23 protein-coding genes are annotated in these 26,997 nt (G+C 52.8%); 11 read left to right on the top strand and 12 right to left on the bottom strand.

The genetic code is table 11. The features are described 5' to 3' along the window. Positions 1-98 precede the first annotated feature (98 nt). Complete coding sequence (locus tag CWO84_RS22050; RefSeq protein ID WP_051669613.1) at positions 99-644, top strand: peroxiredoxin; 546 nt, start codon at positions 99-101, stop codon at positions 642-644. A gap of 58 nt (positions 645-702) precedes the next feature. Here the strand turns inward: CWO84_RS22050 and corA are convergent, their stop codons facing one another. Together corA and CWO84_RS22040 are read right to left on the bottom strand one after the other, a co-directional pair. Beyond that, on the bottom strand, positions 703-1,692 hold the full coding sequence (gene corA, locus CWO84_RS22045; protein ID WP_201798999.1) for a magnesium/cobalt transporter CorA: 990 nt from the start codon (positions 1,690-1,692) through the stop codon (positions 703-705). A 12-nt stretch (positions 1,693-1,704) separates the two neighbouring features. Beyond that, the gene (locus CWO84_RS22040) at positions 1,705-2,910 is read right to left on the bottom strand and encodes a hypothetical protein (RefSeq protein WP_051669615.1); all 1,206 of its coding nucleotides are present in this window, start codon (positions 2,908-2,910) and stop codon (positions 1,705-1,707) included. Positions 2,911-3,057: 147 nt separating this feature from the next. Between CWO84_RS22040 and CWO84_RS22035 the strand changes: the two genes are divergently transcribed. Next, entirely contained in the window at positions 3,058-5,769 is a 2,712-nt protein-coding gene (locus tag CWO84_RS22035) for a cation-transporting P-type ATPase (RefSeq protein ID WP_033155313.1), read from the top strand. Positions 5,770-5,897: 128 nt separating this feature from the next. Here CWO84_RS22035 and CWO84_RS22030 read toward each other — a convergent pair whose 3' ends face one another. Further along, the gene (locus CWO84_RS22030; protein ID WP_033155314.1) at positions 5,898-6,695 is read right to left on the bottom strand and encodes a flagellin; all 798 of its coding nucleotides are present in this window, start codon (positions 6,693-6,695) and stop codon (positions 5,898-5,900) included. A 62-nt stretch (positions 6,696-6,757) separates the two neighbouring features. Next, complete coding sequence (locus tag CWO84_RS22025) at positions 6,758-7,147, bottom strand: hypothetical protein (RefSeq protein ID WP_033155315.1); 390 nt, start codon at positions 7,145-7,147, stop codon at positions 6,758-6,760. Positions 7,148-7,463: 316 nt separating this feature from the next. Between CWO84_RS22025 and CWO84_RS22020 the strand changes: the two genes are divergently transcribed. Further along, positions 7,464-7,754 carry a hypothetical protein gene (locus CWO84_RS22020; RefSeq protein WP_101055276.1) on the top strand — a complete coding sequence of 97 codons (291 nt, stop codon included), beginning with the start codon at positions 7,464-7,466 and terminating at the stop codon, positions 7,752-7,754. Positions 7,755-7,903: 149 nt separating this feature from the next. Here CWO84_RS22020 and CWO84_RS22015 read toward each other — a convergent pair whose 3' ends face one another. Further along, positions 7,904-8,869: a VacJ family lipoprotein gene (locus CWO84_RS22015; RefSeq protein WP_101055274.1), complete on the bottom strand. Its 966-nt coding sequence runs from the start codon at positions 8,867-8,869 to the stop codon at positions 7,904-7,906. A gap of 233 nt (positions 8,870-9,102) precedes the next feature. Here CWO84_RS22015 and CWO84_RS22010 point away from each other — a divergent pair, with 233 nt between their 5' ends. Beyond that, on the top strand, positions 9,103-10,884 hold the full coding sequence (locus CWO84_RS22010) for a GspE/PulE family protein (RefSeq protein WP_101055272.1): 1,782 nt from the start codon (positions 9,103-9,105) through the stop codon (positions 10,882-10,884). Between the two features lie 126 nt (positions 10,885-11,010). On the opposite strand, the gene CWO84_RS24565 is transcribed toward CWO84_RS22010, so the two are convergent. The 6 genes from CWO84_RS24565 to CWO84_RS21990 all read right to left on the bottom strand — a co-directional run bounded on the left by CWO84_RS24565 (position 11,011) and on the right by CWO84_RS21990 (position 18,964). After that, the gene (locus CWO84_RS24565; RefSeq protein WP_165786410.1) at positions 11,011-11,166 is read right to left on the bottom strand and encodes a hypothetical protein; all 156 of its coding nucleotides are present in this window, start codon (positions 11,164-11,166) and stop codon (positions 11,011-11,013) included. A gap of 204 nt (positions 11,167-11,370) precedes the next feature. After that, positions 11,371-11,901, bottom strand: a complete 531-nt coding sequence (locus CWO84_RS22005) for a YebC/PmpR family DNA-binding transcriptional regulator (protein WP_346426976.1) — start codon at positions 11,899-11,901, stop codon at positions 11,371-11,373. Then, the gene (locus CWO84_RS25270; RefSeq protein WP_346426975.1) at positions 11,879-12,052 is read right to left on the bottom strand and encodes a hypothetical protein; all 174 of its coding nucleotides are present in this window, start codon (positions 12,050-12,052) and stop codon (positions 11,879-11,881) included. The genes CWO84_RS22005 and CWO84_RS25270 overlap by 23 nt, the downstream gene beginning before the upstream one ends. Positions 12,053-12,277: 225 nt before the next feature. Then, positions 12,278-15,535 carry an EAL domain-containing protein gene (locus tag CWO84_RS22000; protein WP_101055270.1) on the bottom strand — a complete coding sequence of 1,086 codons (3,258 nt, stop codon included), beginning with the start codon at positions 15,533-15,535 and terminating at the stop codon, positions 12,278-12,280. Between the two features lie 24 nt (positions 15,536-15,559). Continuing rightward, positions 15,560-16,189: a biliverdin-producing heme oxygenase gene (locus CWO84_RS21995; protein WP_165786408.1), complete on the bottom strand. Its 630-nt coding sequence runs from the start codon at positions 16,187-16,189 to the stop codon at positions 15,560-15,562. Positions 16,190-16,306: 117 nt separating this feature from the next. Continuing rightward, on the bottom strand, positions 16,307-18,964 hold the full coding sequence (locus CWO84_RS21990; protein ID WP_101055266.1) for a bifunctional diguanylate cyclase/phosphodiesterase: 2,658 nt from the start codon (positions 18,962-18,964) through the stop codon (positions 16,307-16,309). Between the two features lie 476 nt (positions 18,965-19,440). On the opposite strand from CWO84_RS21990, the gene CWO84_RS21985 reads away from it, so the two are divergent. After that, positions 19,441-20,088, top strand: coding sequence for a DUF2076 domain-containing protein (locus CWO84_RS21985; protein ID WP_033155319.1), 648 nt, complete (start codon positions 19,441-19,443; stop codon positions 20,086-20,088). 313 nt (positions 20,089-20,401) lie between these two features. Here the strand turns inward: CWO84_RS21985 and katG are convergent, their stop codons facing one another. Then, entirely contained in the window at positions 20,402-22,624 is a 2,223-nt protein-coding gene (katG, locus tag CWO84_RS21980) for a catalase/peroxidase HPI (RefSeq protein ID WP_101055264.1), read from the bottom strand. 284 nt (positions 22,625-22,908) lie between these two features. Here katG and CWO84_RS21975 point away from each other — a divergent pair, with 284 nt between their 5' ends. The 6 genes from CWO84_RS21975 (at position 22,909) to CWO84_RS21950 (ending at position 26,649) form a co-directional block, all read left to right on the top strand. Then, complete coding sequence (locus CWO84_RS21975) at positions 22,909-23,784, top strand: LysR substrate-binding domain-containing protein (protein ID WP_101055262.1); 876 nt, start codon at positions 22,909-22,911, stop codon at positions 23,782-23,784. Between the two features lie 320 nt (positions 23,785-24,104). Continuing rightward, positions 24,105-24,386: a hypothetical protein gene (locus tag CWO84_RS21970; RefSeq protein WP_240618122.1), complete on the top strand. Its 282-nt coding sequence runs from the start codon at positions 24,105-24,107 to the stop codon at positions 24,384-24,386. Positions 24,387-24,423: 37 nt separating this feature from the next. After that, a complete protein-coding gene (locus CWO84_RS21965) occupies positions 24,424-24,615 on the top strand; it encodes a hemin uptake protein HemP (protein WP_101055259.1) in 192 nt (63 codons plus the stop codon). Between the two features lie 82 nt (positions 24,616-24,697). Then, positions 24,698-25,483, top strand: a complete 786-nt coding sequence (locus CWO84_RS21960) for an energy transducer TonB (RefSeq protein WP_101055257.1) — start codon at positions 24,698-24,700, stop codon at positions 25,481-25,483. Positions 25,484-25,486: 3 nt separating this feature from the next. Then, positions 25,487-26,227, top strand: a complete 741-nt coding sequence (locus CWO84_RS21955) for a MotA/TolQ/ExbB proton channel family protein (protein WP_101055255.1) — start codon at positions 25,487-25,489, stop codon at positions 26,225-26,227. Next, positions 26,227-26,649 (top strand): biopolymer transporter ExbD, encoded by a 423-nt coding sequence (locus CWO84_RS21950; protein ID WP_101055253.1) that lies wholly within the window; start codon positions 26,227-26,229, stop codon positions 26,647-26,649. The genes CWO84_RS21955 and CWO84_RS21950 overlap by 1 nt, the downstream gene beginning before the upstream one ends. The last annotated feature ends 348 nt before the right edge of the window (positions 26,650-26,997 follow it).

Here is a 26,997-nt window from a genome sequence, read left to right as displayed (position 1 = left end):
CATTGTGTAAGCGGCTTTTTGCGGCATACTGGCGATTATAATTAAACACAAAAACATTCGGTATTTCACCGTCGTAAGCCCCTTAAGGGAGATCATGCATGCAAAAATACACTCTTACATTCAGGCTCTTGGTCTTCATGCTGCTCGCCTTACCAACGTTTTCGATGACAGCAAACGCGGCTCCGCTGCAAGTTGGCCAATCGGCACCGATATTTCAACTGCAAGCGCACGCTGGCGACCCAGTAAGTTTAGCCGCTCGGCGCGGGAAAGGTTGGACAGTCTTGTATTTTTATCCTAAAGCCGGTACACCCGGATGCACTGCGCAAGCTTGCGCTTTCCGCGACGCCATCGAACTGATCCGCAAACAAAATGCCGAGGTATACGGGATCAGTACGGATGACGTCCAGGATCTGTTGGCATTTCATCAGCAACACAAACTGACCTTCACCTTATTGTCTGACGCGGACGCCAAAGTCAGCGAAACCTACGGCGTAAAAATGCCCATATTGAACATGGCCAAACGCTGGACCTTTATCGTCGATCCCGACTTAACCATACGCCGTATCGATGACGATGTAGACCCGGCCCTGGATGCCAAACGAGTTGCGGAAACGCTGAAGCAATTGCAGGCGAGCGGGAACTGATACAAAACCAAGCGTATAAATATTCACCCAACCGGGCAACTCTTAGCGGGTTTGTAGCTCACAACCATCCTGCCCGCTTCAAACGCCAATACAAGGCCAAGCTGCACACCGCCACGCTGCCCACTACCAAGGGATAGCTATAGGCCCAATCCAGTTCCGGCATATGTCGGAAGTTCATGCCGTACCAACTGAATACCATAGTCGGTATCGCTAAAATCGCCCCCCAACCGGCCAAGCGTTTGACCACCTCGTTTTGCCGCACGGTCTCGAAAGTCAGATGCACCTGCATCGCCGCCAACAACATCTCGCGCATACCGTGGATAGCCTGATCAACACGCTTGATGTGATCGGCGATGTCGCGGAAATATACTCTGACATCCTTATGTATCAGGCCAACATGAAAGCGCATCAACTCGTTGCAAATGTCGATAACCGGATTAATCGCTCCTTCCAAAAGCAATAATTCGCGCTTCAGCTCGTATAAGTCTTCCATGGTTTGCCGGCTGGGCCGGTATTGAAATATCGCGGATTCCAGCACATCGAAACGGTCTTGCAAGCCGGCTATCGCCACCATGTAATTATCGACGATGAAATCCATAATCGAATACAAAGCAAAACCCGGTCCCTTGCTGAGTTGGTGCGGCATGGCCTGACAACGCTCACGCACCTTGCTCAAACTCTGCGACGCGCCATGGCGCACGGTGACCACAAAGCGCGGCCCCATAAAAATGTGCGTCTCGCCGAATTCCACTTTTTTCTCGATCAATTCCGCCGTGTGCAACACGATAAACAAGGAATCGCCGTATTCCTCGATCTTCGGCCGCTGGTGCGCAGCACAAGCGTCTTCAATCGCCAGATCGTGCAAACCAAACTCCTGCTGAATTTTTCTCAATATCTCGGCATTCGCCTCGCGTAGACCCAACCAGATAAAGGTATCGTCTTTCAGCAACACTTCGCTGATGTCTTCGATGGTAACGTCACCGATGCCCAGGCCTTTTTGATAGGCCACGCAGCGCATCACCATGTTTTTATCGATAGTTTCGCTCAAAATGTCTCCCGTTTATTTGGAAATGGTGATTTCCGGCGCACCTTTGCGCGCCAAATCGGTCATGGTCATTTGAAAAATCTGGCATAACAATCTAAAACCTTCCCGATTCCATTGATAGCCGGTTTCCGGCTCTAAGGCATAATAATTGTCGCCGAAACGCACACTAATATCGGTTGACGACGGCTCGTCTTCGCTAACCAGCAAGGCCATGGTTTGCGCAGGATTCTCTCTAACCGAAGGCGTTTGCGGATGTTTATCGACAGGATACTCCGGATCGTCGCTTATCGTTTGACCGATAAAATTCAATACATTGTGAAAACTGCGCAAACGAAACACGCCATGCAGCGGCCACTCGCCACCAGGATAGCCTGCTCGAATATCGACGCTGACATCGTTCTCGGCGCCTTGATCGGCTTCTTCATGCAAACGCAAACGCTCTTCGTTGCTCAATGTTACGGGATCGTAATTGGTCAATAGGATTCGTCCGGTCACCCGCTTAGTTAAGGTCAGTTGCTTTTGGTCTGCGCTAAACTCAACTTTATAGTCTTTTTGCAAAGCAGCCAATTGCTCGGCGTTTAGCGATTCGGCAGGCAGACTCCAGCTGCGATTGAATATCAACGGTTCCACAAACAACTTATGGCTATCCTGAATGGACGACAAATGCAGCACGGCTTGGCGGAACAGCCTATAACCGTCACCATCCATGGGTTTGTTCAAGTACACGCCAGCCTGCTCGCCGCCGTTTAGACGCAGCTCGCCAGCAAGCAGACGCAGCACCAAATCCACGTCCACGCCTTGCCGCAACAACATGGTCAGCTTGCTTTCCTGAAACGGTGTCAACAAGCGCCGGGTAAACTCTTCGCCTTCAATAGGCACAATGCTGATAGTCGGATTTTCCGACATCGTCCCGCCAAATACGGGCGTCATCACCGAACCGACTTCACCGGTAAAGGCCGGCGTGGCACCGGCATTGAATTGAAAATTAAACGTAGCGGCGATGTTCGAGACACCGGTGAAATGCATGGGTTGGTGCTGATGGGCCCGGCCGATGTTCAGCAACAATTGTTTCGACAAAATATCGGTGGCAACCTTGTCGTATTCGACAACTGCCCTGTCCAGCGCCAGCGGCGAAAAGCAGCCTTGCAAAGCACATAAAGCCAACACAGTCGTGTACCTGACGGCGAAAGGCGCGAGAGAATAGCGGCAATTCAAGCTCATCTTTTCTATCCAAACCAAAAATGAGAGAGTGTGCCTGCTACGCCATCCAAAACGCAAGTAAGCTGATGGACACACCGAGACGCATACCGGAAATACTCCGAGTCGTTTTAAACTGCCGAACCTAATTCTGCTAATCGGATTACGAGCATGAAAATTCACCATCTAAGCCCCGAAGAAGCTCTGGACAGTTTAGGCTCCAGCATGAACGGCCTCGCCGATGCCGCCATTGAAGGCCGTTTACATGAATTTGGCTTCAACCGTATCGAGGAATCGAAAAAAACCTCGGCCTTGCTACTGTTTGCCCAAGAGTTTCTGCACTTTTTTGCCTTAATTTTATGGCTGGCAGCCGGATTGGCCTTTTTCGCGGAATCCCGGCAACCCGGCGAGGGCATGGCCACTTTGGGCTATGCGGTGCTGGGTGTCATAGCGATCAACGGCTGTTTCTCATTCTGGCAACGGCATCAAGCCGAGCAAGCAATCGCCGCCTTACAAAAGCTGCTGCCGCATCAAGTTAAAGTGATCCGAGACGGCGAGCTGAGTTTGGTATTTGCCGACGAATTGGTGCCGGGCGACCTGCTGGTATTTCAGGAAGGCGATAACGTGCCGGCTGATTGCCGGCTGCTGGAAGCATTTAATTTGCGGGTAAACAACGCCACCATCACCGGCGAGTCACTCCCCAAGGGCCGCGACGCGCAAGCGTCGGATGTCGAGGACATCAGCCAAAGCCGCAACATTCTATTGGCCGGTACCTCGGTGGTGGCCGGCGAAGGCAAGGCACTGGTGTTTGCCACCGGCATGCATACCGAATTCGGCAAGATTGCCCATACCCTGAAAACCACCGTCAAAGGCCAATCGCCGCTGCAATTGCAAATAAGCCGCCTCAGCCGTTTTGTGGCTTTGCTGGCCCTGCTGTTGGGTGTGGTGTTTTTCTTTATCGGGCAATTCATCGGCCTGACGTTTTGGGAAAACTTTATGTTTGCGATCGGTATCATCGTCGCCAATGTCCCGGAAGGTCTGCTGCCCACCGTGACGCTGTCGCTGGCGATGGCTACCCAGCGCATGGCCAAGCGTAATGCCTTGATCCGCAACCTACCCTCGGTGGAAACCCTGGGCTCGACCACGGTAATCTGTACCGACAAAACCGGTACGCTGACTCAAAACCGCATGGCGGTTAAGCAGCTGTTTCTGGACAATCAATATTGGCAACCCGAGCAATTGGGCAGCGATAGCCTGCAACATCACACCGCCTTTTTAGCCAACGCGGCTTTGTGCCATAGCCTGAAACACGTGGAAGGCAAAGGTTTGCTGGGCGACCCGATGGAAGTGGCACTGGTGTCCATGGCACATGAACAAGGCATGCGCATCGATTACCCGAAAATCGGCGAAGTGCCCTTCGATACCGACCGCAAACGCCTGTCGACTATTCACAATACACCACAAGGCAAAATGTTGTTTTGCAAAGGTGCACTGGAAATGGTGCTGCCGCTGTGCCGGCACATTGTGATGCACGGTAACGTAGAACCTCTCGGTGACGCTGGTCGTCAACAGCTGGTAAACGCTCTAAAAATCCTGGCAGACCAAGGATTGCGCGTGCTGGCGTTTGCCTATCGGCCCCTATCGGACCCTGTCGAAGCCGAGCCGGAACAAGCCTTGATTTTCAGCGGCCTGGTCGGTCTGGAAGATCCGCCGCGGCCGGAAGTCGCGGATGCCATCGCTCAATGCCATATCGCCGGCATTAAAGTCATCATGATTACCGGCGACCATCCGCATACCGCCGTGGCGATTGCCCGGCAAATCGATTTGGTCAAAACCGAAAATCCCAAGGTGATTACCGGCGATAAACTGAAAAAACTCACGTCCAGCCAGTTGCAGGTGGCCTTGGATGCGCCGGAGATTATTTTCGCCAGGGTCGGCGCCGACCAGAAAATGCTGATCGTGGATGCCTTGCAGCGCAAGAAACATGTGGTCGCGGTGACAGGTGACGGCGTCAACGACGCACCGGCCTTGAAGAAAGCCGACATCGGCATTGCGATGGGCAAGGCCGGTACCGATGTCGCTAAGGAAGCGGCCGATATGATTTTGCTGGACGACAACTTTGCCAGCATCGTGGCCGCCATTGAGGAAGGCCGCGCGGTGTTCGACAACATCCGCAAATTCCTCACTTATATCCTCAGCTCCAACATCCCGGAACTGATCCCTTATCTGGCCTTTGTGTTGTGCAAAATTCCGCTGCCATTGACCATCATCCAGATTTTGGCGGTTGACTTGGGCACCGACATGCTGCCGGCTTTGGGCTTGGGCGTGGAAAAGCCGGATGCATCCGCCATGAACAAACCGCCGCGCTCTTACAAGGAAACGCTGATCGACTGGCGCTTGCTGGCCAGGGCTTACGGCTTCCTGGGTCTGCTGGAAGCCCTCGCGGCAATGGCTGCATTCTTTTTTGTGTTGCATCGCGGCGGCTGGGATTATGGCGAGATATTGTCCAACCATCACCCGCTCTACCTGCAAGCCACTACCGCCTGCCTGACCGCTATCATCATGATGCAGATCGCCAATGTGTTTATTTGCAAACAGCGGCAACGCGGCCTGTTAGCCACATCGTTCTTGGACAATAAGCTGATCCTGTCCGGCATCGCTCTAGAAATTGCGTTGATTCTGACGATTGTCTACACGCCCTGGGGCAACGCGCTGTTCGGCACCGCGCCGATAGACATCAAAGTTTGGCTGTTTACCTTGCCGTTTGCGCTCGGCATGCTGCTGCTGGAAGAATTCAGAAAATGGTTGGTGCGGCGCTTCGCGCTTTTTCCTGTCCTGGTAAAACCGCTGAAACTGCGTAAGCGCTTACTGAGTCGCCACTAAGCAATCACGCCCACTAGGCTACCCATCCTTCCGCCTAAGCAGCGGCAGCGCGCCGATAAAACAGCGGAAAAGCGATAGGCGATTGCGGACAATCAAAACCTGACGTGTAGATGCAGGTCACACGGCGTTCAGATTCCGGTTAACAACGCCGATGCGGCTTTTTGATTGTCTTGATATAGCTTGAGCGCGTAGCTAGCCACCTGGTTTTGCAACTTTCCCTTGTTCAAGTCAACAGCCGTTTGCGCATAGTCAGTGTCTTGAATACGGCTGCGGGTTTCGGCCAGATTCTGATAGCTGCTGCTCAGATTCGCCAGATTTGAATTCAAGCCTGCAGCAGTACTTGCCAAGTTACTCTGCTGATTCCCGACATTTTTAATCGCACTGTCTATGCTATCCAGCGCATTGGACGCATTTGCAGCGCTCGATACATCCAATCCCGACACACCCAGGGCGGTGCTGGATACATTACTGAGGCTTAAGCCAAGGGTATCTCCGGGATTGGGGCCGATTTGCAATTGACCGGAAAAACTGCCGTCCAACAGTTTTTGATCGTTGAACTGGGCGTTACCGGCGATACCATCAATGCTTTTACCCAAGCCATTGATCTCGTCCTGAAGGCTTTGCCGATCAGCGGCCGACAGGGAGCCGTTTCCGGCTTGCACCGTCAGTTCACGAATGCGTTGTAGGTTGTCGGTTACCTGAGTTAATGCGCTACTGGCTGTATCCGTAAGCGACAGACCCTTGCCGATATTGCCGATTGCTTGGTTTTGCCCTCCCAAGCGACTGCTTATGGCATCGGCAATTGCCAACCCGGCAGGGTTGTCGGCGGCCGAATTGATCCGCTTCGCGGAGCTAAGGCGCTGGATGCTGGTTTGGATCAGACTTTGGGATTTGTCTAGGTTGTTAGTATTGATTGACGACAACATGATGTCACCTCGCTTACTGTTTTTTGACGGCCTCTTGCTTATCTAACTGAACGGTAATCAGGCTAAGCAACGATGTCTATTGAACTCCCCACCGCTTTGTTGTCATCAGCCGCAGAAGTTGTCGTTATACCCGCCACGGTTTGCGAATAGGTAGACGGTCTTACCTCGGCGTTCTGAATAGTCTTAGTTAACTGCGCGCCTGCATCTTGAAAAGCGTTGGACAGATTCAGTCTTAAGTGCGCGGCGTCAGAGTCCACCTTGGCCTTACTGGCTTGGGAATCGAGCGCCTGGGCTTTGGCTGCATATTGGTCGGCTTGGGCTTGAACGGCATCCGCCTGTTTTCTCAAGGCTTGCGCCATTTGCTCGGCTTGGTCGGCATTTCTTTTGGCCGTCAGCGCGCTCAACTGTTGAAAGCCGGATTGATTAACACTGGAAACAGTTAGGGAAGACATAGCGTTCTAAACTCCCTGAATACACCGCAGGCTGGCGGCAGGTTTCGGAATGAACATGCAGTTTCACTCCAATAGGACACCGTATTACTCCAGGTTCAGAGGAATGTCAAACACCAATTTCGGATATTGCCGGCACTCAGCGCAGCAAAGAAACCTCAGCCCGATAACGCCAACGATTGCCGACAATCTTTGCCAGCATTCGCTGCCCACTCCCGCTGACAAGCAGCTCGAAACTGACTAAAATGCAGGCGATTTTTCTGCTGAGCCGCCGGGAAACCCGGTTGCGATTAGTCCACCATCTACGCCCGTAATCCACATGAACCACGAAGTTATTGCCACTAGGGTAGAACATATCGCCATGGCGACAGGCATCATTGCCGGGCTATCGGCTGTCGCGGCGACAATAGCCACGCCGACCGGCCTAAGCGCTTTTGGCGTCTGGTTGGGGCTGGTCGATGAACCTTTGATAGTAACCGTCGCGCCTATTCTGGATAAATTAGCCACGGTATGCGGCACCATTTCCGGCATGACCTACTTTTATGCTGTCAGGAAAAAGCGGCAAACCGCTAAGCAATCTGTATCCGCTCATTCCGCACCATCCGATTAGATCAAATTCGCTCAAACACCAAACCTCTGGATTGCCCCGAGGCGTTGCTTAGTACATCGTGGAAAAAAGGCCTTCTCCAATACGTTACCAAACAGTCAAAAGAGCTTGCCTGGATAAAGCCGCATAACGGGCTTTATCCAGGTCTTTACTCACCTTCTACGTCTGTGCTTACTCAGTTTATCGAGCTTGTTTGAAGCTTCTTCAAACGATTGCAGCATGTTGTCGAAGGCCTTGGTATCGGGAGTAGCGCCGACGGCAGGCTGAGTGGAGGGTGAACCACTCTGTTCAGTCTTGTTGGTGGTGTCTAGCGATGGCTTGAGTACTTCCGAGCTGCTGGGCTTGGGTTCAGACGCAGCGTCAACGGTGGGATCAATATCCAGATCATAGTTCGCGCTGTCGCTTTTACCGTCATTGACCAAATTGCGCCGATATTGCAGGAAGGATTCCCGAGTAAACACATAAGGGTCTAAAGCAGCCTCATTGATAAAGTTCAACGCCCCTTCGGCATTTGCCCGATCATTAATCCCCTCGAGAATACCGGTACCCGGCACGTAGGTACCTGGGTTGGCGGCTCTATCGAGGATGCCCGCGCCGCCATCGCGAATAGTGGTGGGCCCAAAAACCGGCAGCACCAAATACGCACCTTGCCCGACTCCCCACACAGCCAAAGTTTGCCCAAAATCTTCAACATTGTTTTTTAAACCGACCTCGCTGGCGACGTCTATTAATCCACCCACGCCAATGGTGGTATTGGTTAAAAAGCGTCCTGCGTCCGAAGCGCTCTGTTGGAATTTACCCTGAAGGACATCGTTGAGCACCACGTTAATACCCTTCAAGTTAGTGAAGAAATTATTGACGCCAGTTTCCATGAAATCAGGTGTAATAAATTTATAACCATCGGAAACCGGCTTAAAAAAATATTTGTCCAGTGTCATATTAAAACCGTACATGGACCGGTTAAATCCCTCGTACGGATCAGCATGGCCCGCTTCATTAACGGAAAGCTCGTCACGCTTTTCCGTACTCGCGCATCCGGGCAGCAGCAGTGCACTGGTCAATAAACACACTTCTATCAAAAGTGCCCGGTTCTTGCCTGGATGCAATTGGGTAAACATCGCTTAAAAATCCTGAAAGTAGTTTGTTTCTGGAAGCTTTAATTGTAGGGTTAAGACTTAAACCACTCCATATTAAAGAATCGATTCGCTATTATAGCTCTTGTCGTCGTCTCACATTGCCTTTTTGCAGTGTTCCATGCTCTGCCTGAAAATTCCACCGCCAAGCTTTAAATCTACACAGCGTCCTGCATATTTGGCTAGACTAAACCTTTATATCATAGCAAACCAGGCGTATGCGGGAAGAACACAAATCCGAAGACAGAAAGCTGGACATCAACCAGATCGTAAAGTGGCTGGAAGAAGACGGCATGTTATCCGCCAAGGATGTCGAAAAATGCCGGCAATACGCAGCCGCCAAAATCAATCTCAACAAGCATCCGTTAAAGGTCTTAGCCGAGTGCGAACTCGCCGACCAAAGCCAGCTCGGCACGCCGTTGACGCAAGAAGACTTGACCCAATGGCTGGCGAAAAAGCTGGCTATGCCTTACTACTATTTCGACCCACTGAAAATCGACGTACCTAAGGTCACTGCCTTGTTCAGCAAGGCTTACGCCGGCAATTATAATATTTTGCCGATCAAGATCGACGCCGATGAAATCGTGGTAGCCACCGCCGAACCCTTCATCCGTGCCTGGCAACTCGACCTGGCGAAGATGCACCACGGCAAGATTCGCTGCGTGTTTGCCAATCCGGACGAGATCAAACGCTATCTGGACGAGTTTTATAACTTTTCCAAATCGCTAAAAGGCGCGCAAACCCACAATGATGGCCGCACTGCGGAAGGCCAGAACTTCGAACAGTTGGTCGAGCTGAGTAAAAGCGCCGATTTGGACGTGAACAATCAGCATGTGGTGAATTTGGTCAACTGGTTGCTGCAATATGCCTTCGACCAGCGCGCCAGCGATATTCACATCGAGCCGCGCCGTCAGCAAGGCAATGTGCGATTCAGGATCGACGGCATTCTGCACAAGGTTTATCAACTACCGATGCCGATTATGAATGCGGTCTTAAGCCGCTTGAAGATTCTAGGCCGGATGAATATCGCCGAGAAACGCCTGCCGCAAGACGGCCGGATCAAGACCCAAAATAGCAACGGCAAAGAGATAGAACTAAGACTTTCCACCATGCCGACTGCGTTTGGCGAGAAGCTGGTGATGCGAATTTTCGACCCGGAAGTGCTGCTGCGCGATTACGAGCAGCTCGGTTTTAATAAACAGGAGCTGGGGATTTGGAACCGGATGACCAGCCAGACCCACGGCATTATTCTGGTAACAGGCCCGACTGGCTCCGGCAAAACCACTACCTTATATTCCACGCTGAAGCGCTTGGCCACCTCGGAAATCAATCTATGCACCGTGGAAGACCCCATCGAGCAAATAGAGCCGGCTTTCAATCAAATGCAGACTCAGGCCAATATCGGCTTGGATTTCGCCAGTGGGATTCGCACCCTACTTCGGCAAGATCCAGACATTATTATGGTCGGGGAGATTCGCGATTTGGAGACGGCGGAAATGGCCGTGCAAGCTTCGCTGACCGGACATTTAGTGATTTCCACCCTCCATACCAATAGTGCGCCGGCTGCGGTGACACGTTTGTTAAATCTTGGCTTGCCAGGCTATCTGATTCAGCAAACCATTTTGGGGGTAATGGCGCAACGCTTGATAAGGGTGCTATGTGGGCAATGCAAAACCGCGACAACCGTAGACCAAGCACAGTGGCAGGCATTGGTGGCGCCGTTTAAAGTCGCTACCCCTAAACACATTTATAAAGCTGTTGGTTGCAAGACCTGCCGCAATACCGGCTTTGCCGGCCGTATCGGCATCTACGAAATTTTCGAAAACCAGCCGACCCTGCAAAAATTGATCGTGGAAGGCTGCGACACACTGTTGCTGCAACGCCAAGCGATCAGAGAAGGTATGCGCCCGTTGCGGCTAAGTGGCGCGGAAAAAGTTGCCGCCGGCATTACCACCATTGAGGAAGTGTTGCGGGTGGCGCCGGAGCGGATAGATTTTTAAATCTGTCGATCATAGGATAAGATCGAGAAGATGACAGCAGACTCCGGAAAAACCCGGCCTAAGCCGATGCCTTATTTCCCTGCTAAAACGATATAGGCCAATAAAACCGCCCTATAATAAGCCAGCTTAATCCTGGCGCTTTTTCCGATTTGCGTTGATGTTGCTCGCAACAGTCGTTGAAGCAAATAGTGCCGATGAAAGAATAAATTCACCTGACATAAAACCGATCACGCCGGTGATAAAAGCCAAACCGTTCAAAATATCTTTTTGTAAGTCATTCATTTTTGTTACTCCGTAATAAACACGCTTACACTATAAGATAGATATAATTTATCAACAATACCCTCGAATACATACTGTTTGTTTTACAAAAAGAAACAATAGCCGCGTTATCACGGTAAAACAAGCAATGGCAATGCACTTTAGTGGATCAGGAACGCTGAGGTTCCTGAATGCAATATCTCAAATTACTGAACGGTTTTGCCTTTAATACTCGGCATCATGGAAAACGTTTTGCACGTCATCCAGGTCGTTCAACATATCCAAAAACTTTTCGAACATCACCACATCGTCGCCGCTGATAGGGGACACGCTTCTTGGTATAAACTGAATTTCATCCACTTCAAAATCGATCTCGCCCAACAAATCCGTTAAGGCCTGCTTGGCTTTCGCGTAGTCGGCATGAGGGGTAAACACGGTCAACTTGCCGTCCTCGTTTTCGATGTCGGACACATCCACATCCGCACTGAGTAGGGCTTCCAACACGGCATCTTCGTCGTTGTGTTTAAACGCCAGAATTGCCGAATGATCGAACATATGGCTGACAGCACCTTGCGTACCGATCTTGCACTTGGTTTTGGTAAAACACAGCCGCACATCGCCAAACGTGCGATTCGGATTGTCGGTCAAGCAATCGACGATCACCATGCAGCCACCAGGTCCAAAGCCTTCATAGCGGGCAGGCGCAAAATCTTCCCCGCCGCCGCCCTTGGCTTTATCGAGCTTTTTCGATGACATGCGTAGGCACTTGGTCTTTTTTGGCTCTATCGATCAACCCCCGCAAAGTCAAGTTGCCGGATGGATCGATACCACCGGATTTGGCGGCCATATAGATTTCCCGACCATATTTGCTGTAAACCTTGGCCTTGGCGTCAGCCGTCTTGGCCATGGAAACTTTACGGTTTTGATACGCTCTACCCATTCGACTTTTGCTCCCCGGATCGCTTGGCAAAAAAACCGCGATTCTACAGGTAAGTATTTGCTGTGGGAATTTTTTGACCGGCTTATGCCAGGTCAGACTTTAGGAATGATGGTTGGACTCGCCGCAAAACCAAAATCAATGAAGCCTGCATTAAGGAAGCTCTAATCACATCCGCCGGCGGGCTAAACTTGTTCAACCCCCTGAGGGTAACAAGCGTTCAAAACCATCTAACGGCAAAGGTTTGCTGTAGAGATAGCCTTGAAATGTATGGCAGCCATGGTTTTCCAGAAAACTACGTTGCTCTTCGGTTTCCACCCCTTCGGCTATCACGTCCAACCCCAAATTATTGGCCATGGCAATAATCGTTTGGACGATCACGGTATCGTCCGGATCGACAGAAATATCTCTTACAAAGCTTTGATCAATCTTCAATTGATCGATAGGCAGTTTTCTAAGATTAGATAACGAGGAATTCCCGGTGCCGAAATCATCCATTGAAAAACGCACGCCAATTTCCCTTAACGCATGCATTTTGCGGATGGTCTCATCAATATCGTCGAGCACCAGACTTTCAGTTAACTCCAACTTCAAGCGATTGGGATTGATATCGCTCTCTCGAATGATTTGCCGCACCACGTCGACGAAATCAGTTTGCCTAAACTGCCGCGCACTGACATTTGCAGCCAGTTGCAAATGTTGAGTATGTGTGCTGCTTTCCCAAATCTTCAGTTGTCGGCAAACGGTTTCCAGTACCCAACGCCCTATCGGCACAATCAAACCAATATCCTCGGCCAAAGGTATAAACTCAGCCGGTGAAATCAAGCCGCGTTCGGGATGTTGAAAACGGATTAAGACTTCAGCACCGATAATATCCAAACCCTGCGAGACTTGCGGCTGATAATACAGTTGGAATTGCTTATCCGCTAAAGCACCGTGTAAATCCGCCTCCAATTTGACCCGAGCATTGATACTGGCCTGCATCGCAGGGTCGAAGAAACGTATGGTATTCCGCCCGGCTTTTTTGGCCTGGTACATGGCAATATCGGCTTGTTTCAGCAAGCTTTCTATGTCCGAATCATGGTCGTTGAATAACACCGCGCCGATACTGGGCGAATTGCGATATTCGTGGTCGGCAAGCCGGTAGGTTTGCGTCAAGGCAGTAAGGATTTTATTCGCTATCACTTCGGTCTGCGCGCCGGCATCCAGCATTTCATCGCTCAGATCGGTCAACATCACCACAAATTCGTCCCCGCCCAGGCGCGAAACCGTGTCGCCTTCGCGCACGCAAGCCACCAAACGTTGTGCCACCAATTGCAACAATAAATCACCCATGTCGTGACCGAGGGTGTCGTTTAAGGTCTTGAAATTGTCCAAATCGATAAACAGGATGGCCCCCTCCCGCCCGCTACGCGCACTGGCAATCAGCGCTCGTTTCAAACGATCTTGCAGTAATCGGCGATTCGGCAAACCGGTCAACGGGTCATAAAACGCCAAGCGCTCAATTTCCTCGGCAGCGGCTTTAATCGAGGTAATATCTACAAACGTGGCCACATAATTTTTGATGCAACCCGTCGGGTCTTTCACCGTACTGACGGCCAAATGCATGGGAAACACCGCACCGTCCTTGCGTTTACTAGAAATCTCACCTTCCCAGACCCCTGAGTTATTGACCCTTTCCCACATCTCCTCGTAATAGACCAGACCCTGCAAATCCAATTCCAATACCCGCGGATTCTTGCCTACTACTTCCTCGCTGAGGTAACCGGTAATACGGGTAAACGCCTGGTTTACCCGCAGTATCAAGCGATTCTCGTCCAAAACCACGATGCCTTCCTGCGACTCGAAAGCGGTAGCGGCAATCCGCAGCTCCGCGTCCAATAACTGTTGCTGTCTCAGCGCGTGCTCCAACCGGCTTTTTTGTGCCAAGCCCTCGGGTAAGGTCATCGCCAACATCCGGGCAATATCAATTTGTACAGGCGACCAAGGTTCGCTGCGACCCCGCCATAATTCCGTCCACATTTCAAATGACTTACGCGGTGTCAGTTGGTAGTTTCCGCTTTTGTCCATCACCAAGCCTTTCTCGGCCTTGCCCGCCCAGCTTACGGTGCGCGGCTTTTCCTGTCTGAACCAAACTATGACATTGCGCATATCGCCGGGCAGCGGTGTGGTCAATATCCCTGAGGCTATTTCCTGGTATTTTTCTGCCGGTAAAAAATCATTGGCAAGATGATCAGAACTAAATATCTGGCCGCTGGCTTGTTTGCCCAGCCAGAGCAATAATGCCCCTAGATCTGCAGGTTTCAACACCTCGCCGTAAACATGCCGCTTACCTTCCACCACAGCTAATATCCCGGTTGCATCCAGCAACGCCATCAATGGCGGTAGTAACCTTTGCAAGACCCGTTGCTCGTGATCGGTAAAAATATAATTCAGCAACTCACCGATCACATGGTTAGCGCTGGCAACGCAGTTGTACTGCTCCAAGGCCTCAATCGAGGATAATTTCGACGACACCATCCGGCTTATAAACGTCACCGCTTCGCGTTGAGCAATCGACACACGTTTTGCCGTGAAGTGATGACAAGCTATCAATCCCCACAATCGGCCGTTTTGCAGCAAAGAAATCACCATTGAGCCCTGCACACCGATATTGCGCAAATACTGGATATGTATCGGCGACAGGCAACGCAACGCCGAGTAACTCATATCCAAGGGCCTTTCGGTTACGGGATTGAGGCCAGGTAAAATGGGCACCGGCTCGGCATCAATATCGGCAACCAAGCGTACCAGATTACTCGTGTAAAGGCGCCGCGCTTGTGGCGGAATGTCACTGGCCGGAAAGTGCAACCCAAGGTAGGATGGCGCATGATCCACGCTATTTTGGCTGATCACTTGACCGTTCCAATTAGAGTCAAACCGATAGATCATCACGCTATCGTAGCCGCTCATCCGCCGCACCAACAGCGCGACATCATCGAAATAGCGCGAGAAATCGCTATTCGCGTCGTATCGCAGCAATGATTCCTGCATTTCCATTAGCAATTCGGACAATCGCCCTTCCTGGTCGGCGTCGTGATCAGGCACGAGTTCCAGCACAAATAGCCCGTCACTCAAATAAGCATGGGCCTGTAGATCAAAAGGGCCCTGGCGCTGGGGAATGCTGAGTTTCCCGGCGGCAGTGTTTTTACTCTGCGCCGATTGAAACATTTGCTCGATTTGCCCGGCAATTTTTTCGCCGACCAACTCCTGAAGCGGTTTACCGTAAACATCGCCGGTCAATTCGCTGAAAAATTCGCTAATATTGGCGCTCGCCTGCAATACCGTGTAAGGACGATCAGCGCTTAAAACCAACAAGGCGCCATGCGGCTGAATCTGCCCGATTTGTTGAATGGGCTCTGCCGCGCACTTTTCCAGGGCTTGTTGCAACGCCTGTTGATCAATATCATCCATTAGACCGGGCGGAGAACGTGTAACTTACGAATAGGCATAATCATCCAGTACTTGAATAAAAAATTGAAAAGTTTGGCAGGCCGCGTGCTCGGCAGCCGAACGCTGGTCATCGTCACCGGCTAGGTTTTCCGCAAACCGCAGAAAATCTTGCCACATAGGCCCGGTGTTCTGACCATAACCGCGGAAAAAGCAAGCGCCGGCTTCGCCATTTAAACCGTGGTAGGCCTCAAGGCTACGCGAAATAAGCTGTCCACCCAACATCGATCCCTCTATCACGTATAAAACCCCGGTATATTCACCCATGCTGGCTACCTGCGGTGCCGGCAGGTTTTGCGCCATGTTGTATTCCCTAAGCGGGTCTATCCCCAAAAACGCCAGATCGCGGCAAATCCAAGGCAACTTAAGGCGTTGAGAATAGTCGAATTGACAGTCTTGAGAGGACTGAAAGGCAATTAACCGCTGTTCCAAAGCCTGATAGAGATGGTAGTAAGCGGACAGCAGCTTTCGGTATTTAGCCAGCGAATAGTCTGGTTGGGTGATTCCGACCAGCAAACTATGCTGATTTAACCGGTTGTGATAGTCATTGCTTGCTGCCTTCAAAGCCTCGCGGACTGCCAGCCGGGAATTGTGCGGATGTGTATCGGACGATTTCATTCGGAGCCCCGGCAAACCCAATTTAGTAAAAACGGCAGTAAACAGGAATATACCAACAATTCCGCTGAAGGCCAGGTGCATACCTGATAGCCGGAGCGGCTACATTGACAGGCTGGGTTAACACTTGGGCAAACGCCGGCTCCAGGCCATAAACTCGTCTATCGGCACCGGCTTGCTGAACAAAAATCCCTGACAGGCGTGGCAGCCGTGCTGTTCCAGAAACAAACGTTGCGCATCGGTTTCGACCCCTTCGGCAATCACCTCTATCCCCAAGTTATGGGCCATGCCGATGATGGTTTGCACGATCACCGCATCGCTGGTCTTGACACCGATGTTATGCACAAAGGAGCGGTCAATTTTTAACTGGTCGAACGGCAACTGCGTCAGATAGGAAAACGACGAGTATCCGGTCCCAAAGTCGTCCAACGAAAAGCGCACGCCCATCTCTCGGAGCGCGTGCATTTTAGAGATGGTGTCGTTGATATTCTCAAGGACCAGACTTTCGGTCAGTTCCAGTTCCAGCAAGTCCGGGTTAACGCCATGGCTATCCAGCGTCCGCCGCACCTGCTCGACAAAATCCGCCGCTCTAAACTGGCGCGCACTGACATTAACGGCTAGCCGAAATTGCCGCGAACGCGCATGCTGCTCCCACTGCTTCAGTTGCGTGCAGGCGGCTTCCAACACGCATTGGCCAATCGGCAAAATCAAACTGGTTTTTTCCGCCAAGGCAATAAACTCCAACGGCGACACCAAGCCGCGTTGCGGATGCTGCCAACGCAACAGCGCCTCGGCGCCCACTACTTGGTGGTTTCGGTAGATCTGCGCTTGAAAATACAGCTTGAACTGATTTTGAGACAGCGCAAGGCGCAAATCTTTTTCCAAATCGGCGCGAGCCGTGGCCAATGCCTGCATGCTCGGGTCGAAGAAACGCACAGTATTACGCCCGGCCATTTTGGCTTGATACATAGCAAGATCGGCGTGCCGGAGTAGCTCCTCCGCAAGCTCGTGATCACGGTACAAGCGAATGCCGATACTGGCCGAACAATGGAACTCATAGCCGTTTATGTCATAAGGATGAGCCAACGCATCCAGCAATTTTTCGCCGACTTGCTTGGTTTGCATGGCGGCAAGCTCGACATCGGCGCTCAAATCTGAGAGCAACACCAAAAACTCATCCCCACCCAGACGGCCGACGATGTCGCATTCGCGCACGCTAGTACGTAAACGCCGCGCCACCTCTATCAATAATTGGTCACCGGCCTCATGGCCGCGCGTGTCGTTAAGCGTCTTGAAGTTATCCAGGTCCAAGAACAGGATGGCGCCATACAAGCCGTTGCGGGCGCCGGCAACCAACTCCTGGCCCAAGCGGTCTTGCAGCAAACGCCGGTTAGGCAAATGGGTTAAAGGATCGTAATAGGCCAATCGGTGGATTTCCGCCACCGCGTCCTTATTCTCGGTAATATCCGAAAATGTACCGACGTAATGGGTAATGCGGCCATCGGGCGCGACTACGGCGGCAATGGTCAGCCATTGCGCAACAATCAGGCCATTTTTATGCCGATTCCAGATTTCACCTTGCCAGTGGCCGGTTTCCTGTAATGAAGTCCACATGGCGGTAAAAAATCCCTTGTCGTGCCGACCGGAGTTGAGCATCTGCGGCGTTTGCCCCATTACTTCTTGCGCTTCGTAGCCGGTCAGCGCGGTAAAGGCTCGATTCACCCGCAGGATTATCGCGTCCGGGGAGGTGACGATCATCGCCGCCTGCGATTCGAAGGCGATGGCGCTGATACGCAGCATTTCTTCCGCCTGTTTACGCTCGCTGATGTCCCGAATAATCGCAATACCGCCAACAATCTTGCCGGCGCCGTCGCGGGACGGCGCGCAGCTCATGTCTATCACTATGCCGGCGGCATCCGGCGCCGGCCTGAAATTGCCTTCATAACTCACCTTTTCACCGTTCAACGCCTGATGCAAAGCGGCAAGTAGTGAACCGTCGTTAAAACCCTTAATATCCAATCCGACGACGTTATCGACGGTATTCTGCAAAATAGCGGCAAACGGTTCGTTGCAGTAAGTGACGATCAGGTCGGTGTCGTAATGAAAAATTCCGATGGGCGAATGTTTCAGCAACAAGCGATAGCGCTGCTCGCTGATACGCATGGCCTCTTCTCTTTCCGCGGCGTCGAGATGCAACACAATATTCTCGGTGATGCTTCGATTGATACGCCGCAAGCTGATCACCATGAAGCACAGGTATAAAAACCCTGCCACGCTCATCGCCACAAACAATCCATTACCGGACATGAACAAGCGGACAATGATGGGCAGTAGCGAGCTCAAAGAAAATAGCACCGCACTAAGCAGATCGGCGGAAAAAGCCACCACGCCGCCGGCAGACAAGCCTGCCAGCATGAAAACCAAAAAGAGTTGGTGCTGCGAACTGTTGGCCGGAAACATCAGAAAACCGGCCGCTCCCCACACCAAGCCCACGGCCAGCACCCCAATCCGAAACCTTTTCATCCAGAACCGAGTGCTTTCGCCCACTTCCGGCGCGGCGGACCGATAAGCCTTGACCAGCAAAGTGCGGGAAACCGCCACCAACACAATCAGCGTCAACCAACTGAGCACCACATGAGCCGCAATCATGTCGCGCTGCATATAAGCCAAAATAGCCGCCAGTAGCGTACTGCTGATCAATGACACATTGCTTGCTGCAAACAGTTGCCGAAGCTGTGCCGCTTGAATTGCTGCTTGTTTGTTCGGGTTACTGATCACGTATGATTTAGCGGCCGGCTACTAACTAACGACTGAAGTGGGTTTGAAACGACTAGCGAAGCACTCTGGATTGTACGCTAACCGGACTAACAGGCAATGCTGTTTTTGGCTGGCTGCTTTAACCGAGCCCTAGTAACCGCCCTTACAATTTTGGTTTTATGATGCCCTACCCCCGACCCTTTCCCGGAAAGTGCGAGAACCCATATTCCGAAATTTGCAATGCCAAAGATAAAGCAGCAATTGCAGCACCAGGCGCCGAAGCATAGTCTATCGCGCCGTTGGAACAGGACCGGCAGTGATTGAATACGTTGCCCTTTGCTGCTAGAAAGAAGCAATTTACGCCATCAACTATTTCACCCGGACTATTGAAACTTCCTAAACCACACCCAACTGTTAAAGAAACTTTGCAGCGATTTTGCAGTCTTTGCCCATGCCGGCGTTTAGCCGGGTTATATCTTCACGATAGGAGTTATTGAATGAATTCACAGGAACGCAACCAGCTCAGCCAGTTTCTGAATCAACTGAACGAAGTAAAGCTCACCCAAAAAGATGCCGAAGCCGAAGCGTTGATTAGAGATGCGGTGGCCAAACAACCCGATGCCGCTTATCTGCTGGTGCAACGCGCCTTGTTGCAGGATCAAGCTTTGACTGCGGCTAAAGCACAAATCGCCGAGTTGCAAAATCAATTGCAAGCCGGTGCAAACCCACAACGTGGCGGGTTCCTGGGCAACGATCCGTGGGCTCAACCTGCCAACAATAGCGGAGCGGTGCCCGGTGCCGGTAATTATCAAATGCCGCGCGGCGCCGCTCCCGCGCAAGCGCCCGGCTTCTTCGGTGGTGGTGGCGGTAGTTTTTTAGGTAATGTCGCAACCACGGCAGCGGGCGTCGTCGCCGGTTCGTTTTTGTTCCAAGGCATCGAAAGTCTAATGGGTCATCACGGCTCCAGCGCCTGGGGCCAGCAAGCAATGGGCGAACACAGCGGCCTTCAGGAACAGACAGTAGTCAACAACTATTACGGCGACGATGCCATCCAGCAAGCCAACTTGGATAATAGTGACGATTTTTCACTTAGCGACGCAGATTACAGCGTGCCGGACGACAGCGACGATTCCGACTGGATTTGATTCACCTTGAGTTCTCCCCCTTTGGGCAGTCTTCGAACTGCCCTTTTTTTGACTTTTCTCTGTGAGGGACCCTGGCACCACTTGGCACAAGCCGAGGTGTTTGCGGGTTGCCACCAGCCTGGTATTAACCCGACGCAGAAAACCGTTCCCCCCATCGAAGAACACAGCAGCCACGGCTTTGAAGGGCTCAGCCCAAACAGCATACCCGTGACAACTAGGACCGGGTTAATAAGTTGACGATGAAAGGCATTTTTTGCGCAAGGCAGCCAACTTGACCCAAGTTCGGCCAAATTGGATACCTTGCAAGCCAAGCTCAGCGCTTATCGAATCGATCCAAATCCATCACTTTGGCCCAGGCATTGGCAAAATCCTGCACGAACTTTTCCTTGCCGTCTGCCGAGGCATAGACTTCCGCTACCGCCCGTAGCTCGGAGTGGGAACCGAAGATCAAATCCACTGGTGTGGCAGTCCATTTAACTTGATCGCTGGCCCGGTCCCGTCCTTCGTAAATGCCTTCAGTAGCTGACTTGGTCCATTTCGTGGACATATCGAGCAGATTAACGAAGAAATCGTTACTGAGCGTGCCCGGACGACTGGTGAACACCCCGTGTTTGGCATGGCCGGCGTTCGCATCCAAAGCCCGCATGCCGCCCACCAACACCGTCATTTCCGGCACGCTCAAGGTCAGAAAATTCGCGCGTTCGACTAGCATTTCCGCAGGCGAATGCGCATTATCTTTGCCAAAGTAATTTCGGAAACCGTCAGCTTTGGGCTCCAGCACCGCGACAGAATTGACGTCGGTTTGCTCTTGCGCCGCATCCATCCGCCCCGGTTTGAACGGCACTTGCACCTTATAACCGGCTTTTTTGGCCGCCTCCTCCACCGCTGCCGAACCGCCCAGCACGATCACATCGGCCAGCGACACTTTTTTGCCGCCTTTCAAGGAGCGGTTGAATTCGGTTTGGACGGCTTCCAGTTTTGCCAGCACTTTGCCCAGTTCGGCGGGATCATTGACCTCCCAGTCTTTTTGCGGTGCTAACCGAATCCGCGCACCATTGGCTCCGCCGCGCATGTCGGTGCCACGGAACGTGACTGCCGAGGCCCAGGCCGTTTTCACCAACTCGGGAATCGTCAGATCCGCAGCCAAGATGGCTGATTTCAATTTGCCGGCATCCTTGGCGTCAATCAATTTGTGATCAACTTTGGGAATAGGGTCCTGCCAGACGAAGTCTTCGGCCGGTACTTCCGCACCGATATAGCGGGCTTTGGGCCCCATGTCGCGGTGGGTCAGCTTGAACCAGGCCTTGGCGAAGGCCGCCTCGAATTCTTTTGGATTATCCAAAAAGCGTTTGGAAATTTTTTGGTAATCCGGGTCCATTTTCAAAGCAATATCGGTAGTAAACATGATCGGCGGATGGCGTTTGCTCTGGTCGTGTGCGTCCGGTACAAAGTTATCGCCTTTGCCGTCTTTAGGTATCCATTGCGTGGCACCGGCCGGACTTTTGCTTTGTTGCCACTCGAAGGTGTATAGCCAGGTCAGATAATCGTGGGTCCAGCGCGTAGGGTTGGTCGACCAGGCGCCTTCCAGGCCGCTACTGACGGTATCGACGCCGTTGCCGGCACCGCATTTATTCGCCCAGCCCAAACCTTGCTCTTCAATACCGGCAGCGGCAGGTTCTTTGCCCACGCATTCGTCAGGTTTATGGGCACCGTGCGCCTTGCCGAAGGTATGGCCGCCGGCGATCAGGGCCACGGTTTCCTCGTCGTTCATCGCCATCCGGCCGAATGCTTCGCGGATATGTTTGGCCGCGGCCAAGGGGTCCGGATTGCCGCCAGGTCCTTCCGGGTTGACATAGATCAGACCCATTTGCACCGCCGCCAAGGGTTTCGCCAGCTCACCTTTGCCGTCGTGACGCTCGTCGGCCAAAAATTTCTTTTCCGTGCCCCAATTGACCACTTCAGCTTCCCAATCATCGGCGCGACCACCGGCAAAACCCAGAGTCTTGAAGCCCATATCTTCCAAGGCCACATTGCCCGCCAGCACCATCAGGTCGGCCCAGGACAATTTGGCGCCATACTTTTGTTTGACCGGCCACAATAGACGGCGGGCTTTGTCCAGATTGACGTTGTCCGGCCAGCTGTTTAGCGGCTCAAAGCGTTGTTGACCGCCGGACGCACCGCCGCGACCGTCGAAGATGCGATATACGCCGGCACTATGCCAGGCCATGCGAATGAAAAACGGCCCGTAGTTGCCGTAATCCGCCGGCCACCAGGGTTGTGAGGTATGTAGCACGCCGGCGATGTCTGCTTTCACGGTTTTCAAGTCCAGGGTTTTGAATTGCTCGGCATAATTGAAGGCTTTGCCCAAGGGGTTGGATTCGGCGGCGTTCTGGCGCAACGGTTGCAGATTCAGGTGCTCCGGCCACCAGAAGCTGTTCATGGTCGGTTCCGGCTCGGCCTGCACCGGTGTGGCGGTCAACGCTGCTGATATGGCTAGCGCCAATGTGGATGCCAGGAAAATTTGTTTGCTTGTCATGGTGCACCTCTGTTCCTTGTTGTGATTTAAGATAAAAACCAGCCGTTGTTTTTTTCGTTTTAAAGACCGCACGGGATTAACTGTAGCGGCATTTAGTTGTAACGGCACCCTATCCCTTCAGAAAACGGGTTCGGTGGACATATTCAACGGGAGATTGCCCGCAAACTGAAATTGATTTCTTCGATGGACCGATAGGCCAAGTCAATAATAGGCGCTTCCGAGCTGGTATGATTCCGGTCCGGGTGCGCTTTCGGAATACTTAACTCAACAGCGGATAACAGTCGATGAACTTGCGGGATTTAAGCTACCTAGTGGCCGTAGCAGAATTGAAAAACTTCAGCCAAGCGGCTGAGCATTGTTCGATTAGCCAGCCGACGTTGAGCACGCAGATCAAGAAACTTGAGGATTATTTAGGCGTGGATTTATTCCTGCGCGAAAAAAATGCGGTGGAAACCACCGACACTTGCCGGGAAATTTTACCGCTCGCCCGCCGTATACTTGACGATGCCCGCTCCATTCGCCAAATCGCCGCCCACGCCAGCGATCGGCACCGCAACATGTTGTCGTTGGGGGCTTTTCCTTCACTGGCAAGCTACGTGTTACCGGAATACGTCTTTCGCATCAAGCAGCATTACCCCGAGCTGAAACTGCAACTGGTCGAGGAAAAAACCAACGCGCTCGTCGCCTTACTGCTCGACAAAAAGCTGGATGCTGCCTTGCTGGCCTTACCTGTCGAACAGGCGAGTTTGGAATGTCGAACCCTATTCGAAGACCCTTTCACCCTGGCAGTGTGCGCCGATCATCCCCTTGCCGAGCAGGCAGAAATTGACCTGAACACGGTGGCCAAAGAAAATCTGCTGTTGCTGGACGAGGGCCATTGTTTGCGGGATCAGGCACTAAAACTATGCCATCCGTCGCGCTTTGTGGAGCACGACTTCCGGGCATCCAGCCTGGAAACCTTGCGTTTCATGGTCAAAAACGGCGTGGGCGTGACGCTGATGCCTTCGGTCGCCGTGCAGCCGGACGATCATGACATTCGTTATATCACCATCCGCCAGCGGCCCAGCCGGCAAATCGCGCTGGTCTGGATCAAAAATCATCCCCGTAGCGAACTCCTTGAAACGCTGGCCGGACTGCTGGCTTATAAACCGCTGCCCTAGAGCTAAAAAAAGCCGACGCCACGCTATGAGCCTGACCAAGGGTGGCGACTTCCGCTGCCATTTGCAGTCATATTCTCAAATCATTTACCACAAACAAAACACCTCTATCGTCTTCCCCACCCCGTTGGCCCTGCCAATTGCTTCCCGACAAATTCCCAAACCACCCACAGCAAAATACTTTTGCTTGACATATAGATGATAATCATTATCATTTGTATCCGACAGTCATCTCTCGTGCTGTCATTGCCGCACCTGCACAGCCTCCTAAGTTATCCAGTGTGCGGCAATTTAACTTATAACTTATGCAACCCGAGGTCATCATGTTTGAAGACAACTCTATCGGCGCGCCGAGAAGCCGCGATGTGGCGCAAATTCATGCCGCGACCTGCGTGTTAATGACCCAATTCATCAACGGCCACCACAACCCCAAGCTGGCACATCTCATCGTGCAGCAATTGGGGCGCCTGCTAAGCCACCCGGAACTGGCACATAGCGCCTCCAGCCGCGATATGTACCTGCAATTGCTGGAACACTGGCAAACCGTTACCAACCTGTTATTAGAGCGAAAAGCGGCTCGCCAGCAGCCGGCAACGGCGCATTGAGCGGGTTTGGCATTTATTCGTCATCATTTTTAGTCCTATGAAAAATCCGTCCAACCCAGTGCGACTTAGCCCGTCAACCGCCGACACGCCGCCGGAAATACCGCCAGCCAGGCAGCGGGTGAATAGCCGTTTATTGTTCGGCACCCAAAATGAAATTGTCATCGAACATCAAGGCGACGAGTACCGCCTGCGTATTACCAGTAACGGCAAACTAATTTTGACCAAGTAAACCGCAACACCCGACAACACCAGCCAGCCAACCCCAGGGTAGCCAGCCAATCGTTTTCAGCTCAGTTAATCGAGAGGCCTGTATGTTACCGACCGCCAGTTTCCGCCAGCTTGCCTGTCTGGCCCCCATGCGCCTCGTAGCCAGCGAAGAGCCGTATAAATCGATAGCCACAATCCAAAAAGCCGAATATAACGAACGTGGCCTGGGCTTGCTCATCGCGCTCGGCTTGCATTTGGCCTGGTTCGGCCTGATGCCGAACAGCGAGAAACCGCAGCCCGTCACGCCGCCGCAACCTATCATGGTGCAGTGGATCGGCGACGCGCAAACTCAGCAGGCACCCGCCAAACCGCCGGTGCAGCAAGCCCAGCAACCGGTTGAAAAAGCCGTCAGCAAACCCAAAACGCCGCCCAAGCCGGTTAAAAAACCGAATCTCGTATCGACCGCCAGCCAAGCGCCGGCGGCAATGGCGGCGCCCGAACCGACGCCGGAACCACCGCGCGCCGAACCTACACCAACGGCCGCTGCGGCGGCGCCTGCTCCGGCACCCAGTTCTACCAGCACCAGCGAGGCCGCCTCGGCGCCGATGACCTTGCCCAACCTGAACGCCGATTATTTGAACAACCCGGCCCCGGCCTATCCCAGCGCATCGCGGCAACTCGGCGAACAAGGCAAGGTATTGCTGCGGGTACTGGTCAATACCGACGGTGCGGTCGAACAAGTCACGCTACGTAAATCCAGCGGCTACGAACGCCTCGACCAAGCCGCCCAGGAAACCGTCCAAAAATGGCGTTTCGTCCCCGCCCGCCGCGGCGAACAGGTGGTTTCCGCCTGGGTCGTGGTTCCCGTTTCATTCTCTCTCGAAGGATAAATCATGGCACTCAATCAAAGTCTCGACCATTTCCTGGCGCAAACCGACAGTGTCGGCGCCTTCCTGTTTAGCTTACTGCTGATTATGTCGGTAGCCAGCTGGTATTTCATCGTCGTCAAAGCTTGGCACGCCATCCAGGTCCGCCGTCGCGCCGAGCTGTTTTTACAAAAATTTTGGGCCAGCGATACGCTGAGCGAGGTAGCCGGACACCTACCCGATGGCTCCCAAACCGACCCTTTCTCGAATCTGACCCGCCACGCCTTAGCCGCCTCGCAACATCATGCCCGCCACGGTAGCCATGGTCTGCAACAGGCCGGCTCGACTGCCGAGTTTCTGACCCGCTCGATGCGCAGGGTCATCGACGAGGAAACCGCGCAACTGGAGTGGGGCTTGACCGCGCTGGCTTCCATCGCCAGCACCGCGCCCTTTATCGGCTTGTTCGGCACGGTCTGGGGGGTTTACCACGCCCTGGTCAATATTGGTCAAGGCGGATTGGGCGGTTTGGATCAAATCGCCGGACCGGTCGGCGAAGCGTTGATCATGACCGGTTTGGGTTTGGCGGTCGCAATTCCGACGGTACTGGCCTATAACGATTGCGTGCGCAGCAATCGCTTGTTGTTAGCCCGCTTGGACGGCTTCGCCCACGATTTGTTTGCGTTCCTGACCACCGGCGCCACCATCGCCAGCGCGCCAGCCGCCGCAATCGCCGGCGTCGAACTTGCCTACGCCAACGGAGAACACTAATGGCATTCGGCGGCTTCGATCAAAACAAGGCCGGTGGCCACACCGTCGCCGAAATCAACATGATTCCGTTAATCGACGTAATGCTGGTACTGCTGGTGATCTTCATGATCACCGCCCCGCTGATGACCCATGCGGTGAAAATCGACCTACCCAAGGCCAGCAGCGTACCGCAACAACCCAGCGACGACCCGGTGGCGCTGTCGGTAGATGGCGAGGGGAAATTTTTCTGGAACCAGGAACAAATCGACCGTACCGTCTTGAATCAGCGCCTGGCGGACATCGCCCAAGCGCCGCAGCAGCCGGAACTGCATATCCGCGCCGATCAAAACGTGCCGTACCACTTCGTCGCCGAAACGCTGGCGGATGCGGCCAAGGCCGGGGTCAGTAAAATCGGTTTCGTTTCCGAGCCTGAAAAAAAGTGATGTAAGCAAGTCTTGGTGTTCCCGCCGACAGCGGCAAGCCAAAACCAAACTCGGGAAAAATATCGGCCGGTTTCGGGGTGTCTGACCTAGGCAAGGCAAGGATTGCCGATTTGTAATGGCGAACAAAGCGCGGGAGGCCTAGCCGTCAGACACCCCGAAACCGGCCGTAAATAGCCCGTTAAATTTAAGAACCCTATCCGTAAAAGCGGCTTCAACCGCGATTACAAAACCAAACAAAACAGCCACCTAGCCATTCGCGCCAGGCAGCCAGCATTTGAGACTGCACTGCCTGTTGGAATCGCTATGCCTTTATCTTTAAGCGCTCGACCTTGGTCGGCCACGCCCCGC

Origin of the sequence: Methylomonas sp. Kb3, assembly GCF_002834115.1 — a bacterium.
Lineage (GTDB): Bacteria > Pseudomonadota > Gammaproteobacteria > Methylococcales > Methylomonadaceae > Methylomonas > Methylomonas defluvii.
The sequence above is the reverse complement of the archived record's forward strand: the minus strand, read 5'-3'. Positions and strand labels throughout refer to the sequence as shown.